The sequence below is a fragment of the Tsukamurella asaccharolytica genome (genome assembly GCF_007858435.1).
Classification (GTDB): Bacteria; Actinomycetota; Actinomycetes; order Mycobacteriales; family Mycobacteriaceae; genus Tsukamurella; species Tsukamurella asaccharolytica.
In genome coordinates, this window is the sequence record NZ_VIGW01000003.1 from 344,680 (window position 1) to 359,245 (window position 14,566).

Genomic DNA, 14,566 nt, shown 5'->3' on the forward strand with positions numbered 1-14,566 from the left:
AGCGGAACCTGATCCCCCTTCCGCGAACGTATTCCCTTAACCTCAGGGCATGGCTGACAGCACTTCCCAGGCGACCCCGATCGACGCTCTGGCCGACCGCCTCGCCCTGCGGCTCGCCGAGGTCGATCCGATCGAGGCGACCGCGGTGGGGATCACCGACTTCGGCGACCGGCTCACCGACTACTCCCCCGCGGGCGTCGCCGCGCGGATCACGGTCGCGCGGGAGACGCTCGCGGAGCTCGCGACGCTGACGCCGGAGTCGGACGCCGACCGGGTCACCGCCGACGCACTGCGGGAGCGGCTCGGGGTCGAGATCGAGCTCGCGGACGCCGGGCGGATCGTCGGCGACCTCAACGTGATCGCCTCGCCGCTGCAGGCGATCCGCGACGTCTTCGACCTCATGCCCGACTACGACCCGCGCCTGGCGCCGCGCCTGGCGGCCGTGCCGCAGGCGATCGAGTCCGCGATCTCGGGACTGCGGGCCCGTCTCGCCGACGGGGCCTGGCCCTTCCCTGCGCTGCAGGTCGGCGAGGTGCTCGCGCAGGCCCGCGCGGCGGGCGAGCAGGTCGCTGCCAACGCCGCACGGGCAACGGACGTCGCGCCGGACCTCACGGACGAGATCCGCGCGGCCTTCGAACGATTCGCGGTGGTCCTCGAGACGGAGATCGCACCGTCCGCGGTCCCCGTCGACCAGCCGGGCGGCCTCGGCGTGGGCCGCGCGGCCTACCCGCTCTCCTCGCGGCTGTTCCTGGGCACCACCGTCGATCTCGAAGAGACCTACGCCTGGGGGCAGGAACTGCTCGCATCGATCGTCGCCGAACAGAACGAGGTGGCGGCTCGTCTGTACCCGGGCGCCACGGTCGCGGAGACCCTGGCGCGCCTCGACTCCGAACCGCGGTACGCACTGCAGGGGACAGATGCCCTGCGCGAGTGGATGCAGCGCACCTCGGACGAGTCGGTGGCCGCGCTCGCGGGCTCCCATTTCGACATCCCCGCCGAGTTGCGTCACCTGGACTGCCGGATCGCCCCGAGCAGCAGCGGCGGGATCTACTACACCGGCCCGTCCGCGGACCTGACGCGGCCGGGCACGATGTGGTGGTCCGTGCCGGCCGGCGTCACCGAGTTCCACACCTGGCAGGAGAAGACGACCGTCTACCACGAGGGCGTGCCCGGCCACCACCTGCAGATCGGCCAGGCCGTGATCGCGCCGCTGAACCGCTGGCGCAAGCTCTACTCGTTCACCTCCGGCCACGGCGAGGGCTGGGCGCTGCACGCGGAGCGCCTCATGCGCGACCTGGGCTTCCTCGACGACGACGGCGACCTCATGGGCATGCTCGACTCCCAGCGCCTGCGCGCCGCCCGCGTGGTGCTCGACATCGGCGTGCACTGCGGCTTCGAGGCGCCCGCCGAGGTCGGCGGCGGGGAGTGGACCTACGACAAGGGCTGGGCCTTCCTCCGCTCGCACGTCGCCATGTCGGACGAGCAGCTGCGCTTCGAGTACCACCGCTACCTCGGGTGGCCGGGGCAGGCGCCGTCGTACTCGGTGGGCCAGCGCGTGTGGCAGCAGACCCGCGACGCCTACCTCGCCGCGCACCCGGGATCGACGGTCAAGGACTTCCACCGCGACGCGCTCGCGCTCGGCGGCATGGGCCTGGACACCCTCCGCGAGGCGATTCTCTGAACATCCCCGACTCACGCCGCCGGGACTCGGCCGCGCCCGGTCAGCGGGGCACGAGGACGGGGAGCACGGCCTTGCGGATCCCGACGGTGACGGGAAGCTCCTGCAGGTAGTCGCCGTCGGCGTGGACGGGAATCGGGCGGTCGGCGCTCACGCGCACCTCCTGGCCGCTGAAAGTCAGCACCTCCGCCCGCGCGACGTGGGCGCCCGTCTTCGCCTCCCCCATCGCGCTGATGAGCTTCAGCTTGTTCCCGGCGCCGTCGACGGCGAGCACATCGATGCGGCCGTTGTCCGACGCGGCGGCGGGGACCATGTGCAGGCCGCTGCCGTACCACCCGGAGTTGGCGATCACGACCATGTGCACCGGCCCCTCGTGGACGGCACCGTCGACCTCGATGCGGAATCCGGCGGGCTTCCACCGCAGCGCGGCGATCGCCGGGGCGAGCCGGTACGCGAGCGGCCCCATCCAGCGCAGCCTGTTGATGAGCTCGGTCGCGACGGAGTCGAGGCCGACGTAGACGTTGCCGACGGCGATCTCGCCGCCGACGGTGAGCACGTCGAGGTCGGTGCGCCGGCCGTCGGTGAGCACGTCGGCGAGGGCGGACGGGTCGTCGGGGATGCGGAGGTGCCGAGCCAGGTCGTTGCCGCGGCCCGCGGTGACGACGCCCATCGGTGCCCCGGGCACCCGGAGTACGCCGGTCGCGACCTCGCGGATCTGGCCGTCGCCACCGACGGCGACGGTCAGCGCACCCGACGCGGCGGCCTCCTCGGCGAGCCGCCGCGCGTCGGGACCGGAGGTGGACTCGGCGACCTCGGCGATGACGTCCCGACGGGCCAGCTCGTCGGCGACGGCCGCCCACCGCGTGCGTGCGACCCCGCCGCCGGAGATCGGGTTGAGGACGGCGATGACGTCGGCGGTCACGGGAGCAGGATCCCGGGGTTGAGCACGCCCTGCGGATCGAGGGCGTCCTTGACGGCGCGCAGGGCGGTCACCTGCACGTCGCCGATCTCCTCCAGATAGGTGGCGCGGTGGTCGGTGCCGACGGCGTGGTGGTGCGTGATGGACGCGCCCGCGGCGCGGATCGCGGCATTCGCGGCGGACTTCGCGGCGCCCCACTGGGCCAACGGATCGGACAGCGCCTTCGCGATCACGGTGAAGTAGAGCGAAGCGCCCGTCGGGTAGACGTGCGAGATGTGGCACATGACCACCGCCGGGGTGCCCTGGTCGCCGAGCGCACCGGTGAGCGCCGCGGTCACGTCGGCCTTGAGCCGCTCGACGTTCGACCAGAAGGTGACCGTCTCCAGGGTCTCGACCAGCGCGCCCGCATCGAGCAGTGGATCACGCAGGTACGGGCCGCGGAACCGGCCGACGCGCCAGGCCTCCCCCGGCTCCTCGCCGAGGAACTCGCCGCCCAGCTCGACCAAGCGGGCGGAGACGTAGCCGTCGCGGCAGTCGACGTCGGGCTCGTCGCCCTCGAAGCCGACGACCATCAGGCAGCCGCCGACGGCAGCCTGCCCCGCTGCGCCGGGGTTCGCGAGGTTGAGGCCGGTCTCCGCCTCGTCGGACAGGCGCAGCACCGTCGGGCGCACGGAGCTCTGGGCCAGCACGCGCATGGCGTTCGCGCCGGCCGCGAAGTCGGGGAAACGCCAGCCGTAGAACCGGCGGACCGTCGGGACCGGGTGCACCCGCACGCGCACGGCGGTGACCACACCGAACGCACCCTCGGAACCGAGGAAGAGCTGTCGCAGGTCGGGGCCGGCGGCGGACTTGGGGGCGGTGCCGATCTCGGCGACGCCCTGCGGCGTGGCGACGGTCAGCCCGACGACCATCTCGTCGAACCGGCCGTAGCCGATGGACGACTGCCCGGCGGAGCGCGTGACGGCGCAACCGCCGACGGTCGCGCCCTCGTACGACTGCGGGAAGTGGCCGAGCTCGTAGCCCTGCTCGGCGAGGAGCCGCTCGGCCTCGGGCAGCCGGGTGCCCGCGGCGAGCGTGGCGATCTGGGAGACGGCGTCGAGCGCGATCAGCCCGGTGAGGTCGCGCAGGTCGAGCGCGATGACGGGGCGGGTCCGCTCGGGCGCGAGGCCGCCGGTGACGGAGGTGCCGCCGGAGAAGGGGTTCAGCGTGAGGTCCTTCGCGGCACACACGGCCAGCACCTCGGCGACCTGCTCGGCCGTCGACGGCGTCACGACCGCGTCCGGGGCGTCCGAGGTGTCGCCGGCGCGGTATTTGAGCAGGTCCGGGGTGGAATAGCCGCGCAGATGACCGAGGCGGGTGGCGTCGTCGGTGACGACCGCGGCACCGGTCTTCTGCAGGGCCGCGAGGGCTCGGCCGGAGATGCGGGAGGGCATGAGGAAGGGCCGTTCGGGCTCCCCCGGGCCGCCCTCGATGCCGAGCATGGTGAGGGCGCCGAGCACCGACTCGGACAGATGCATGGGATTCGCGGGATCACCCCAGCGGCCGGGCTCGAAGGCGACGACGGGAAGGACCACCTCAGACAATGTCATGATACATTTGTACACATGATGTCGCAGGATCTCAATCACCGGGGGGCGTCACCCCGAGGCCCGGCCAACGCCGTCGACCATGAGCTGATCCTCGACGCCGCGCGGGACCTGATGTCCACCATCGGCATCCGCCGCACGACGATGGCCGACGTCGCCCGCGCGGCACAGGTCTCCCGCGCCACCCTCTACCGCCGCTATCCGAACGTGCAGGCCCTCGCCGCCGCGGTCACCACCAGGGAGTTCGTCGCCGCCCTGAGCTCGATGGGGCTGTTCGACGGTGCGACCGGCCGGGAGACGATCACGCGGACCGTCGTGCACGTGACCGCCACGGCGCGCGCGCACCCGCTGCTGCGGCGCATCGTCGAGCTCGATCCCGAGTTCCTCATGCCCTACCTGCTACATCGCACCGGCCGCACCTCGCGCGCTCAGCTCGAGGCGATCACCCGGAGCATCGCCGCCGGCCAGGCCGACGGCAGCATCCGCGGCGGCGAGCCCGCCGAGCACGCCGCCGTCGTGCTGCAACTCGCCTGGTCGTCCGCCCTCACCGGGCCCGTCTTCACCGAATCCGCCGATCTGCTCGACGCCCAGTTGTTCGACCTCATCGATAGGTACCTCGCACCGTGACCGCCACGATAGAATCCATCGCTCCCGCCTCCCGCCTCTCGGCCGGCCGCCGCACCGCGGACCTCGCGGCGCTGGAGGCCGATCCCTCCGTCGATCTGCTGGTGATCGGCGGCGGCGTCACCGGCACCGGCGTCGCGCTCGACGCCGCGAGCCGCGGGCTGCGGGTCGCGCTGGTCGAGAAGCACGACCTCGGCTTCGGCACCAGCCGGTGGTCGTCGAAACTGGTGCACGGCGGGCTGCGTTACCTGGCCTCGGGTGCCGTGGGCATCGCCTTCGAGAGCGCCGTGGAGCGCGACGCTCTGATCCGCGTGATCGCGCCCCACCTGACTCGCCCCCTACCGCAGGTCGTGCCGCTCCTCGGCGACGTCCGGCGCCGCGACGCCGCGCTCACCCGGGTCGGCTTCCTGGCGGGCGACGCGCTGCGGCTGGCCGCCCGCACCCCGTCGTCCGCGCTGGCCCGCTCGCGCCGCATCTCCGCGGGAGAGGTCATTGCGATGGCCCCCACCGTGCGCCGCGCGGGCCTGCGCGGCGGCCTCCTCAACTGGGACGGCCAGCTCACCGACGACGCCCGGCTCACCGTCGGCATCGCCCGCACCGCGGCGCGACACGGCGCGACGATCCTCACGCACTGCGCCGCGTCGGAGGTCACGGGCACCGCGGCGACCATCACCGACGAGCTGACCGGCCACTCGGTCACCGTCCGGGCGAAGGCGGTGATCAACGCGGCCGGCGTGTGGTCGGCCACCGTCGACCCGGCGATCTCGCTGCGTCCCAGCCGCGGCACGCATCTCGTCTTCCGACAGGAGACCTTCGGCGGCCTCACCGCGGGGCTGACGGTGCCCGTGCCCGGCTCCTTCGGCCGGTACGTCTTCGCGCTGCCGCAGCCGGACGGGCGGGTGTACGTGGGCCTCACGGACGAGGAGGCCGACGGTCCGCTCCCCGACGTGCCGACGCCCTCGGAGGACGAGATCGACTTCCTGCTCGCGACGGTGAACCTCGCCCTCGGGACGCCGCTGACGCGCGACGACGTGGTCGGCACCTTCGCGGGCCTGCGCCCGCTCCTGGATTCGGGCAGCGGTGAGACCGCGGACGTCTCTCGCAAGCACGCCGTGCTCACCCGCGGCGACGGCCTGGTGACGGTCGTCGGCGGCAAGCTCACGACCTATCGGCGGATGGCGCAGGACGCGGTCGACGCCGCGCTCTCGGCATCCGGGCTGACGGCCGGCCCCTGCGTCACGCGGACCCTGCCCCTGGTGGGCGCCGCGCCACGGGACGCTCTGCCCCACATCGACGCCCCGGAGCGGCTGGTCCGCGCGTACGGCACCGAAGCGCCCATCGTCGCCGCGCTCGGCGCGGCCGATCCCGCCCTCGCGGCACCGGTCGCCCCGGGCACCGAGATCACCGGCGCGGAACTGGTCTTCGGCGCGCTCGTCGAGGGCGCGATCACCGAGGCGGACCTGCTCGAGCGACGGACACGTCTGTCACTCATCCCGGAGGTCGCCGCCGCGGCCACGGGGGCCGCTCGGGCCGCCCTCGCCGCTCAGTGACGGTGCGCCCCGCGTTCCACGCCGGGGTCGTGGGGCGGCACCGTCGTCGTGGGTCGCTCGCGCGCTTCGACCGCCGGCCCGGGCCCGGCCGCGATGACGAGGGAGACGGCCCAGTCACCCGCCGTAGTGCGCTGACATCGCCGGAAAGTAGTCGCCGAAATCCGGCGCCTGAGATCCACTCTCGGCGGCGACGAGTGCGTCGAGGTAGTACTCCCAGCCCGGACCCACCTCTGCGACGTTGGCAGCGGCGTCGAGGTGGTGGATGAAGGTCAGGCGAGTGCGGTCTCCGTCGCGCTCGACGAGCGCCTCGAGGTTCCACTCTCCGTACTCGTCCTTGGCGTGCACGCCGAGGCGGCGCGGCGGCTCGCACGCAGTGATGGTCATCGGCATGACCGGCGCACCCTCCTCGAAGCCCATCGTCACCTGCACGACGGAGCCGATGCCGGACACCCCCGTCCAGCCGCCGAACCACCGCGCGGTGCGGTCCGGCTCGGTGATCGAGGCCCAGACGTCATCGACACCGGCGTCGAAGTAGCGCTCGAGAATCAGGTCGCGTCCACCGTCGGTGGCCTCCACGCGTACTGTCGCCTGCTTGGTCATGCTGTTCCCCGTTCGTGTGTTCTGTCGTTCTCCGCAGCGAAGACGCTCACCCGGGAAGCGTGACGCATCAGTTGCGCACTCGTCTAGAAGAGCGACTCCTGCAGGTCCGGGGCGGCGGCACCGTCGACGCGCGGGGTCCGCGGAACGCGCTGCGGCGGGCTCGCGTACGGGTCCTCCAGACGCAGCAGGCCGAACTCTTCGAGCAGCGGGGCGACGCGGGCTCGCAGGTGCGTGCGATAGTCGGCCGAGACCCGCCCGGTGGAGCCGTACAGCTGGCGGTAGCGGCGCACCAGCATCGGGTGATTCTCCGACAGCCAGCCGAGGAACCAGTCCCGGTACCGCCCGGTGAGGTTCAGCGCCATGACCGACGCACTCGCGGCCCCCGCGTCCGCGAGCGCGGCGATGAGCGCGCGCAGCGATGCCGTGTCGTCGGTGAGGTACGGCACGACCGGAGCGACCATGACGTGACAATCGAAGCCCGCGTCCGCGATGGCGCGAATGAGGTCCAGCCGGGCCTCGGGCTTCGGCGCCCCGGGCTCGAGCGAGCGCTGCAGTTCCGGGTCGAGCAGCGCCAGCGACACCGACAGCTGCACCGGCACGCGCGTGGCGGCCGTCGTGAGCAGCGGGAGGTCGCGCCGCAGGAGCGTGCCCTTCGTGAGGATCGAGATCGGCGAGCCCGCCCCCGCCAGCGCGCCAATCACACCCGGCATGAGCCGGTACCGGCCCTCGGCGCGCTGGTACGGGTCGGTGTTGGTACCCAGCGCGACGGGCTCGCCCTTCCACGACGCGCGCCGCAGTTCCTTCTTCAGCACCGAGACGAGATTCGTCTTCACCACGATCTGCGAGTCGAAATCGCCGCCCGCGTCGAACTCGAGGTACTCGTGACTCGACCGCGCGAAGCAGTACGTGCACGCGTGCGTGCATCCGCGGTAGGGGTTGACGGTCCACGCGAAGGGCATGGCCGAGGACTCCGGCAGCTTGTTGAGCGCACTCTTGCAGAGGATCTCGTGGAAGGTGACGCCCTCGAACTCCGGCGTCGTGACCGTGCGCCCCACGCCCTCGAGGCCGGGCAGCGCACGCACGCCCGAACCGGCATCACTCAGCAGCTGACCGTCCCATCGCACACCGCCATTCGAACATTTCGTTCGATGACAGTCAAGCATTCGAACACCGCGCGTCTACCAGGGCGGCCGCGCGATCTCGTCCACCTCGTCGGCCGTGAACACCAGCTCCTCCGTGCCGCCGACCTCGCGGGCGATCCCCGCCGCACGGAACAACGGGCGGTCCCGCATCGGCGTCGAGGAGGCCTGCGCCCGCGACTGTTCGGCGAGTACGCGCCCGATGTCGCGCACGTCGGCGTGGCGGTTGCGGTCCAAGGCCTCCGCGAGCCGCCGCGTGCCCAGCATCGGCAACTCGCGGCCCCGCACCCGCCCGCGCGCGGGGCCCTCGTACAGGGCGACCGGCAGGCGCACCGTCGTGCGTCCGTGCCGGATGCGCAGCGAGACCTGGGCGAGCCGCGCCACCTCGGCGACCAGGTCCACCTCGTCGGCGTCCATGAGATTCACTCGCTGCGTGCGCAGGGTCCGCCGGGTGAGCACGCGGTGGTCGAGCACCACGCGCCGCCGCGCGACGCCCAGGTAGCCGCCCAGGCCCGGAGCAGCTCCCGCGATCAGCACCGCGATGCCCCACACCGGCCCGGCCACGACCGCCACGATCACCGCGACCACGACCGTCACCAGGAGCCCCACGGCCACCGCGCGGCGCACCTTCGGCAGCACCACGCGCGGCGGGATCAGATCCACATCGACGGCGTCCTCCGCGCTCAGCTCCCGCGGGTCGCGGGCGCCGGGCTCGGCGGGACTGGACGACACGCGGTCTACCCCGCGCTCTCGGAGCTCTCGGTCACGATCACGTCCACGACGGTATCGATCGGGAGGGCACGCTGCTCACCCTTCGACAGATCCTTGACCATCACGACGCCCTGCTCGAGCTCCGAATCCCCCAGGATCAGGGCGAACCGGGCACCCGAGCGATCCGCGGCCTTCATCGCGCCCTTCATGGCACGGTTGCCGTAGGCCATGTCGGCGGCGACGCCCGCGTGCCGCAGGCGGCCCAGCAGCGGCACCATGGCGTCGCGCGCGGCGTCGCCGAGGGGCACTCCGAACGCGGTGACGCGGGGCGCCGACGGGGCCTGCTTGCCCTCCGCGGCGAGAGCCAGGAGCGTGCGGTCGACGCCGAGGCCGAAGCCCACACCCGTGACGCCCTCGCGTCCGCCGAGTTGCTCGACGAGGCCGTCGTACCGACCGCCGCCGCCGATGCCCGACTGGGCGCCGAGGCCGTCGTGGACGAACTCGAAGCACGTCTTGGTGTAGTAGTCGAGGCCGCGCACCAGACGCGGGTTCACGACGTAGGGCACGCCGAGCGCGTCCAGATAGCCGAGAACCTTCTCGAAGTGCTCCTTCGGCTCCGGCGTCAGATTGTCGATCATCAGCGGCGCGTCGGCCGTCATCGCCTTCACCTCGGGCCGCTTGTCGTCGAGCACCCGCAGCGGGTTGATCTCGGCGCGCCGGCGCGTCTCCTCGTCGAGGTCGAGGGCGAACAGGAACTCCTGCAGCTTCGAGCGGTACTGCGGGCGGCACGTCTCGTCGCCGAGGCTCGAGACCTCCAACCGGAAGCCGTCGAGCCCGACACTGCGGTAGGCGCGGTCCGCCACGGCGATGACCTCGGCGTCCAGCGCGGGGTCGTCCACCCCGATGGCCTCTACGCCCACCTGCTGCAGCTGGCGGTAGCGGCCCTCCTGCGGCCGCTCGTACCGGAAGAAGGGCCCGGCGTAGGCGGCCTTCACGGGTAGCTGGCCGCGGTCGAGCCCGTGCTGCAGCACCGCCCGGACCACGCCCGCGGTGCCCTCGGGCCGCAGCGTCACGGAGCGGTCACCCCGGTCGGCGAAGGTGTACATCTCCTTGGCCACCACGTCCGTCGATTCGCCCACCCCCCGGGCGAACAGCGTGGTGTCCTCGAAGATCGGCAGCTCGATGTAGCCGTACCCCGCCTCGGCGGTCGCCCGCAGCAGCGCGGTGCGCACGGCCAGGAAGTCCGCGGAGCTGTTCTTCTCCCCCGACGGCACCGGAATGTAGTCGGGAATGCCCTTCGGGGCCTGGAAGCTTCCGGCGCTCACAGTCCGTATCGCCCTTTCCGCTCACCCGGCGCCTGGGTGCCGGTGAGTCCCTGCAGATACGGGTTCGACGCGCGCTCCCGCCCGATGGTGGTGGCCGGGCCGTGCCCGGGCAGGACGACGGTGTCGTCGCGCAGGGGCAGCAACGTCGCCGCGATCGAGTCCAGCAGCTGCTCGTGGCTGCCGCCCGGCAGGTCGGTCCGGCCGATGGAGCCCTGGAACAGCACGTCGCCGTCGAAGACCACGGTGACCGTCTCGCCCTCGACCGGGGCACCGGCGCCGTCGACCGCGGGGGCCTCGACTGTGAAGACGATCGAGCCCGCGGAGTGGCCCGGCGCGTGGTCCACGCCGAAGGTGATCCCGGCCAGGGTGACGGGCTCGCCGTCGACGAGGTCGATGACCTTCTGCGGCTCGACGAAGACCTGGTCGCCGATCATCGCCCCGAGCGCGGCGCCGATCCCGGCGGCGGGGTCCGCGAGCATCGGCCGGTCGCCCTCGTGGATGTGGACGGGGATGCCGTACTCGTCGGCGAAGGGCTGCGCCGTCCACGTGTGGTCGAGGTGTCCGTGCGTGAGCAGGACCGCGACCGGGTTGAGGCGGTGCTCGGCCAGGAGCTGCTTGAGGGGCCCGACGGCGTCCTGACCGGGGTCGATGACGACGGCGTCGGAGTCCGGGCCGGCCGCCACGACGTAGCAGTTGGTCTGGAACACCCCCGCGGGGAATCCGGTGATCAGCATCCGACCATTGTGGCACCAGACCCGGTGACGGCGTCTTTCAGGTTGAGCTGGCAGACTTGGCAATCAGTTGTGCCCGCCGGATGTCGGTAATGAGGAGGTCGTCACACCGTGCCGAGCAATGAAGAGCGCCGCCAGGCAGCCCGCGAGAAGCTGGCGAAGCAGAACGAGCGGCGTGAGGCCGACGCGCGCAAGCGCAAGGTGAAGGCCATCGGGGCGGGTGTCGCCGTGGTCGCCGTGGCCGCCGTCGTGGCCGCCTACGTCTGGATCCCCGCGGGCCCCCGCGCCCCCCTGCGCGTGGCCGCGGAGAACAAGTACAACTCGCTGCACGTCACGTGCGACTTCCAGGATCGCGATCCCGCCGCCGACGCCCGCAAGAGCATCGACGCGCAGAAGAAGCAGATCGCGACCATGCGCACCCAGATCTCGGACGCGCAGAAGCGTCTGCCCACGATGCCGGCCGATCAACGGGCGACCTTCCAGCAGCAGATCGACGCCGCGATCGGGCAGACGGACAGCTCGGAAAAGTCGATCGCCGAGGCGGAGAAGCAGCTGCCGACGCTGGACAAGCTCGCCGAGCGCAACAAGTCGCTGACCAAGCCCGAGGGCAAGGACATCCCGAACACCGGCACGATGACGGGCACCATCACCACCAATGCGGGCCCGATCGGCTTCGAACTCGATCGGTCGAAGGCGCCGTGCAACGTGGACACCTTCGTCGCCCTGATGCAGGCGAAGTACTTCGACGCCACCACCTGCCACCGCCTGACCGCCAGCGAGGCCGCCGACAAGAAGAGCGGCCTGTACGTGCTGCAGTGCGGCGACCCGTCGGCCACCGGCCTCGGCGGGCCCAGCTGGACCTCGCCCGACGAGGCGCCGAAGTTCCTCAAGCCCGCGGCGACCGAGAGCAACCCCCTGCAGCAGACCGCGCCGAACGTCATCTACCCGGCCGGCACGATCGCCGTCGCCAACGCGAACCAGCCGGCGAACCCGCAGACCGGCCAGGAGGGCACGTTCAACACGGGGTCGAGCCAGTTCTTCCTCGTCTACAAGGACACCACGCTGCCGGCGAACTACTCCGTGATCGGCAAGACCGACGACGCCGGGCTGACCGTGCTGCAGCAGATCGCCGGGAAGGGCATCGTGCCCAAGCCGGGCGACCCCGCTCCCAGGCCGGGCACCCCTGTCACCGACGGCAAGCCCAGGGACGCGGTGAACATCACCACCATGGCGCTCGCCGCCCAGTAGTCGGACCCCGAGGAAGGCCCCCGCTCCGGCGGGGGCCTTCGTCGTTCCGCGGTCCCGGCGGCGCGACGCGGGGCGCCGCGACGGAGCACTGTTATTGCGCGGAGGTCACGCGGTAGACGTCGTAGACGCCTTCCACGTTGCGCACCACGTTGAGCACGTGCCCGAGGTGCTTAGGGTCGCCCATCTCGAAGGTGAACCGCGAGACCGCGACCCGATCGCGCGAGGTGGTCACCGATGCCGAGAGGATGTTCACCTTCTCGTCGGCCAGCACCTTCGTCACGTCGGAGAGCAGGCGGTGCCGGTCGAGCGCCTCCACCTGGATCGCGACGAGGAACACCGACGACGCGGACGGCGCCCACTTCACGTCGAGGAAGCGCTCGGGCTCCTTGCGGAGCTCGGCGACGTTGGTGCAGTCGTTGCGGTGCACGCTCACGCCGCCGCCGCGGGTGACGAAGCCCACGATCTCGTCGCCCGGCACCGGCGTGCAGCACTTGGCGAGCTTGGCCAGCACGCCCGGCTGTCCGGTGACGAGCACGCCCACGTCGGTCGTCGCCGTGGGGCCGGAGATGGTCGACGGGGTGCTGCGCTCGGCGAGCTCCTCCGTGGCCTCCTCGATCCCGCCGAGTTGCTCGAGCATCCGCTGCACGACCGTGTGCGCCGACACCTGGTGCTCGCCCACGGCCGTGTAGAGCGCGGAGACGTCCGCGTAGCGCAGCTCCTTGGCGATGCCCGCCATCGACTCCGCGTTCGTCAGGCGTTGCAGCGGGAGGCCGGAACGGCGCACCTCCTTGGCGATGGCGTCGCGGCCGTTCTCCAACGCCTCCTCGCGGCGCTCCTTGGCGAACCACTGCCGGATCTTGGCCTTGGCGCGCGGGGAGACCACGAAGCTCTGCCAGTCGCGCGACGGGCCGGCGTTCTCGGCCTTGCTGGTGAAGACCTCGACGACCTCGCCGTTCTCCAGCTTGCGTTCCAGGGCGACGAGCCGACCGTTCACGCGGGCGCCGATGCACCGGTGGCCGACCTCGGTGTGCACCGCGTAGGCGAAATCCACCGGGGTGCTGCCCGCGGGCAACGTGATCACATCGCCCTTCGGCGTGAAGACGAAGATCTCCTTGACCGCGAGGTCGTAGCGGAGCGATTCGAGGAACTCCCCCGGGTCCGCCGCCTCCCGCTGCCAGTCGAGGAGCTGGCGCATCCACGCCATGTCGTCGACCTCGGCCAGGTCCGAGCCCTTGGCCCCGCCGCCCCCGCGGCCCTTGGTCTCCTTGTACCGCCAGTGCGCGGCGATCCCGAACTCCGCGGTGCGGTGCATCTCACGGGTGCGGATCTGCACCTCGAGGGGCTTGCCCTCGGGCCCGATCACCGTGGTGTGCAGCGACTGGTAGACCCCGTACCTCGGCTGGGCGATGTAGTCCTTGAACCGGCCCGCCATCGGCTGCCACAGCGAGTGCACCACGCCGACGGCGGCGTAGCAGTCGCGCACCTCGTCGCACAGGATCCGCACACCGACCAGGTCGTGGATGTCGTCGAAGTCCCGGCCCTTGACGATCATCTTCTGGTAGATCGACCAGTAGTGCTTGGGCCGGCCCTGGACGTCGGCGACGATCCGCTGGGCGGAGAGGGCTCCGTTGATCTCGGCGCGCACGGATGCCAGGTAGGTGTCCCGCGACGGGGCCCGGTCGGCCACGAGCCGGACGATCTCGTCGTACTTCTTCGGATGCAGGATGGCGAAGGCGAGGTCTTCCAGCTCCCACTTCACCGTCGCCATGCCCAGGCGGTGCGCGAGCGGCGCGATCACTTCGAGGGTTTCCCGGGCCTTGCGGGCCTGCTTCTCGGGCGGCAGGAAGCGCATGGTGCGCATGTTGTGCAAGCGGTCCGCGACCTTGATCACCAGCACCCGCGGGTCGCGGGCCATGGCGATGATCATCTTGCGAATGGTCTCCGCCTCGGCGGCGTTGCCGAGCGCGACCTTGTCGAGCTTGGTGACGCCGTCGACCAGGTGGGCCACCTCGGGCCCGAACTCGGCGGTGAGCTGCTCAAGGCTGTACCCGGTGTCCTCGACCGTGTCGTGCAGCAGCGCGGCGACGATGGTCGTGGTGTCCATGCCGAGCTCGGCGAGGATCGTCGCTACGGCGAGCGGATGCGTGATGTACGGGTCGCCCGACTTGCGCATCTGGTTGGCGTGCCGCTGCTCCGCGACGTCGTACGCCCGCTCGATCAGCGCGACGTCGGCCTTCGGGTACACCTCGCGGTGCAGCGCCACCAGCGGCTCGAGCACGGGCCGCACATGGTTGCGCGCGCCCGTCATCCGGCGGGCCAGGCGTGCGCGCACCCGCCGTGTCGTGGACCCCGTGATCTCCGCGGAGGGCGTGCCCTGCTGCCCCGGCTCGGCGGGGGTGCGCGCGGCGTCGGAACCCTGAGACTGCAGCGACATGGTGCCTCCCCGCCCGGACGA

Annotated in this window: 12 protein-coding genes; 4 read left to right on the forward strand and 8 right to left on the reverse strand. The window is 71.9% G+C overall.

Annotated features, from left to right (window positions below):
* Positions 1–49: 49 nt before the first annotated feature.
* Positions 50–1,681 carry a DUF885 domain-containing protein gene (locus FK529_RS07890; protein ID WP_146560430.1) on the forward strand — a complete coding sequence of 544 codons (1,632 nt, stop codon included), beginning with the start codon at positions 50–52 and terminating at the stop codon, positions 1,679–1,681.
* Positions 1,682–1,721: 40 nt separating this feature from the next.
* Here FK529_RS07890 and FK529_RS07895 read toward each other — a convergent pair whose 3' ends face one another.
* Positions 1,722–2,600, reverse strand: a complete 879-nt coding sequence (locus tag FK529_RS07895; RefSeq protein WP_146560431.1) for a diacylglycerol/lipid kinase family protein — start codon at positions 2,598–2,600, stop codon at positions 1,722–1,724.
* Positions 2,597–4,186 carry an FAD-binding oxidoreductase gene (locus FK529_RS07900; RefSeq protein ID WP_146560432.1) on the reverse strand — a complete coding sequence of 530 codons (1,590 nt, stop codon included), beginning with the start codon at positions 4,184–4,186 and terminating at the stop codon, positions 2,597–2,599. The genes FK529_RS07895 and FK529_RS07900 overlap by 4 nt, the downstream gene beginning before the upstream one ends.
* 15 nt (positions 4,187–4,201) lie before the next feature.
* Here FK529_RS07900 and FK529_RS07905 point away from each other — a divergent pair, with 15 nt between their 5' ends.
* The gene (locus tag FK529_RS07905; RefSeq protein WP_146560433.1) at positions 4,202–4,810 is read left to right on the forward strand and encodes a TetR/AcrR family transcriptional regulator; all 609 of its coding nucleotides are present in this window, start codon (positions 4,202–4,204) and stop codon (positions 4,808–4,810) included.
* Positions 4,807–6,357, forward strand: a complete 1,551-nt coding sequence (locus FK529_RS07910) for a glycerol-3-phosphate dehydrogenase/oxidase (RefSeq protein ID WP_438947180.1) — start codon at positions 4,807–4,809, stop codon at positions 6,355–6,357. The genes FK529_RS07905 and FK529_RS07910 overlap by 4 nt, the downstream gene beginning before the upstream one ends.
* Positions 6,358–6,471: 114 nt before the next feature.
* Here the strand turns inward: FK529_RS07910 and FK529_RS07915 are convergent, their stop codons facing one another.
* From FK529_RS07915 to FK529_RS07935, 5 genes are all read right to left on the reverse strand, one after another.
* Positions 6,472–6,957 carry an SRPBCC family protein gene (locus FK529_RS07915; RefSeq protein WP_146560434.1) on the reverse strand — a complete coding sequence of 162 codons (486 nt, stop codon included), beginning with the start codon at positions 6,955–6,957 and terminating at the stop codon, positions 6,472–6,474.
* Positions 6,958–7,040: 83 nt separating this feature from the next.
* On the reverse strand, positions 7,041–8,081 hold the full coding sequence (locus FK529_RS07920; RefSeq protein ID WP_146560435.1) for an Rv2578c family radical SAM protein: 1,041 nt from the start codon (positions 8,079–8,081) through the stop codon (positions 7,041–7,043).
* Positions 8,082–8,135: 54 nt separating this feature from the next.
* Entirely contained in the window at positions 8,136–8,828 is a 693-nt protein-coding gene (locus FK529_RS07925) for a hypothetical protein (protein WP_146560436.1), read from the reverse strand.
* Positions 8,829–8,833: 5 nt separating this feature from the next.
* The gene (gene hisS / locus FK529_RS07930; RefSeq protein WP_146560437.1) at positions 8,834–10,132 is read right to left on the reverse strand and encodes a histidine--tRNA ligase; all 1,299 of its coding nucleotides are present in this window, start codon (positions 10,130–10,132) and stop codon (positions 8,834–8,836) included.
* Positions 10,129–10,866, reverse strand: coding sequence for an MBL fold metallo-hydrolase (locus FK529_RS07935; protein ID WP_146560438.1), 738 nt, complete (start codon positions 10,864–10,866; stop codon positions 10,129–10,131). The genes hisS and FK529_RS07935 overlap by 4 nt, the downstream gene beginning before the upstream one ends.
* Before the next feature lie 108 nt (positions 10,867–10,974).
* Between FK529_RS07935 and FK529_RS07940 the strand changes: the two genes are divergently transcribed.
* Positions 10,975–12,111, forward strand: coding sequence for a peptidylprolyl isomerase (locus FK529_RS07940; protein ID WP_146560439.1), 1,137 nt, complete (start codon positions 10,975–10,977; stop codon positions 12,109–12,111).
* 91 nt (positions 12,112–12,202) lie between these two features.
* Here the strand turns inward: FK529_RS07940 and FK529_RS07945 are convergent, their stop codons facing one another.
* On the reverse strand, positions 12,203–14,545 hold the full coding sequence (locus FK529_RS07945) for a RelA/SpoT family protein (protein WP_146560440.1): 2,343 nt from the start codon (positions 14,543–14,545) through the stop codon (positions 12,203–12,205).
* Positions 14,546–14,566 lie beyond the last annotated feature (21 nt).

What these genes read in the sequence shown, in the direction of transcription:
- FK529_RS07890 (WP_146560430.1), top strand. Translation starts at nt 50, where the DNA reads ATGGCTGACAGCACTTCCCAGGCGACCCCGATCGACGCTCTGGCCGAC.
- FK529_RS07900 (WP_146560432.1), bottom strand. Translation starts at nt 4,186, where the DNA reads ATGACATTGTCTGAGGTGGTCCTTCCCGTCGTCGCCTTCGAGCCCGGC.
- FK529_RS07905 (WP_146560433.1), top strand. Translation starts at nt 4,202, where the DNA reads ATGATGTCGCAGGATCTCAATCACCGGGGGGCGTCACCCCGAGGCCCG.
- FK529_RS07915 (WP_146560434.1), bottom strand. Translation starts at nt 6,957, where the DNA reads ATGACCAAGCAGGCGACAGTACGCGTGGAGGCCACCGACGGTGGACGC.
- FK529_RS07935 (WP_146560438.1), bottom strand. Translation starts at nt 10,866, where the DNA reads ATGCTGATCACCGGATTCCCCGCGGGGGTGTTCCAGACCAACTGCTAC.
- FK529_RS07945 (WP_146560440.1), bottom strand. Translation starts at nt 14,545, where the DNA reads ATGTCGCTGCAGTCTCAGGGTTCCGACGCCGCGCGCACCCCCGCCGAG.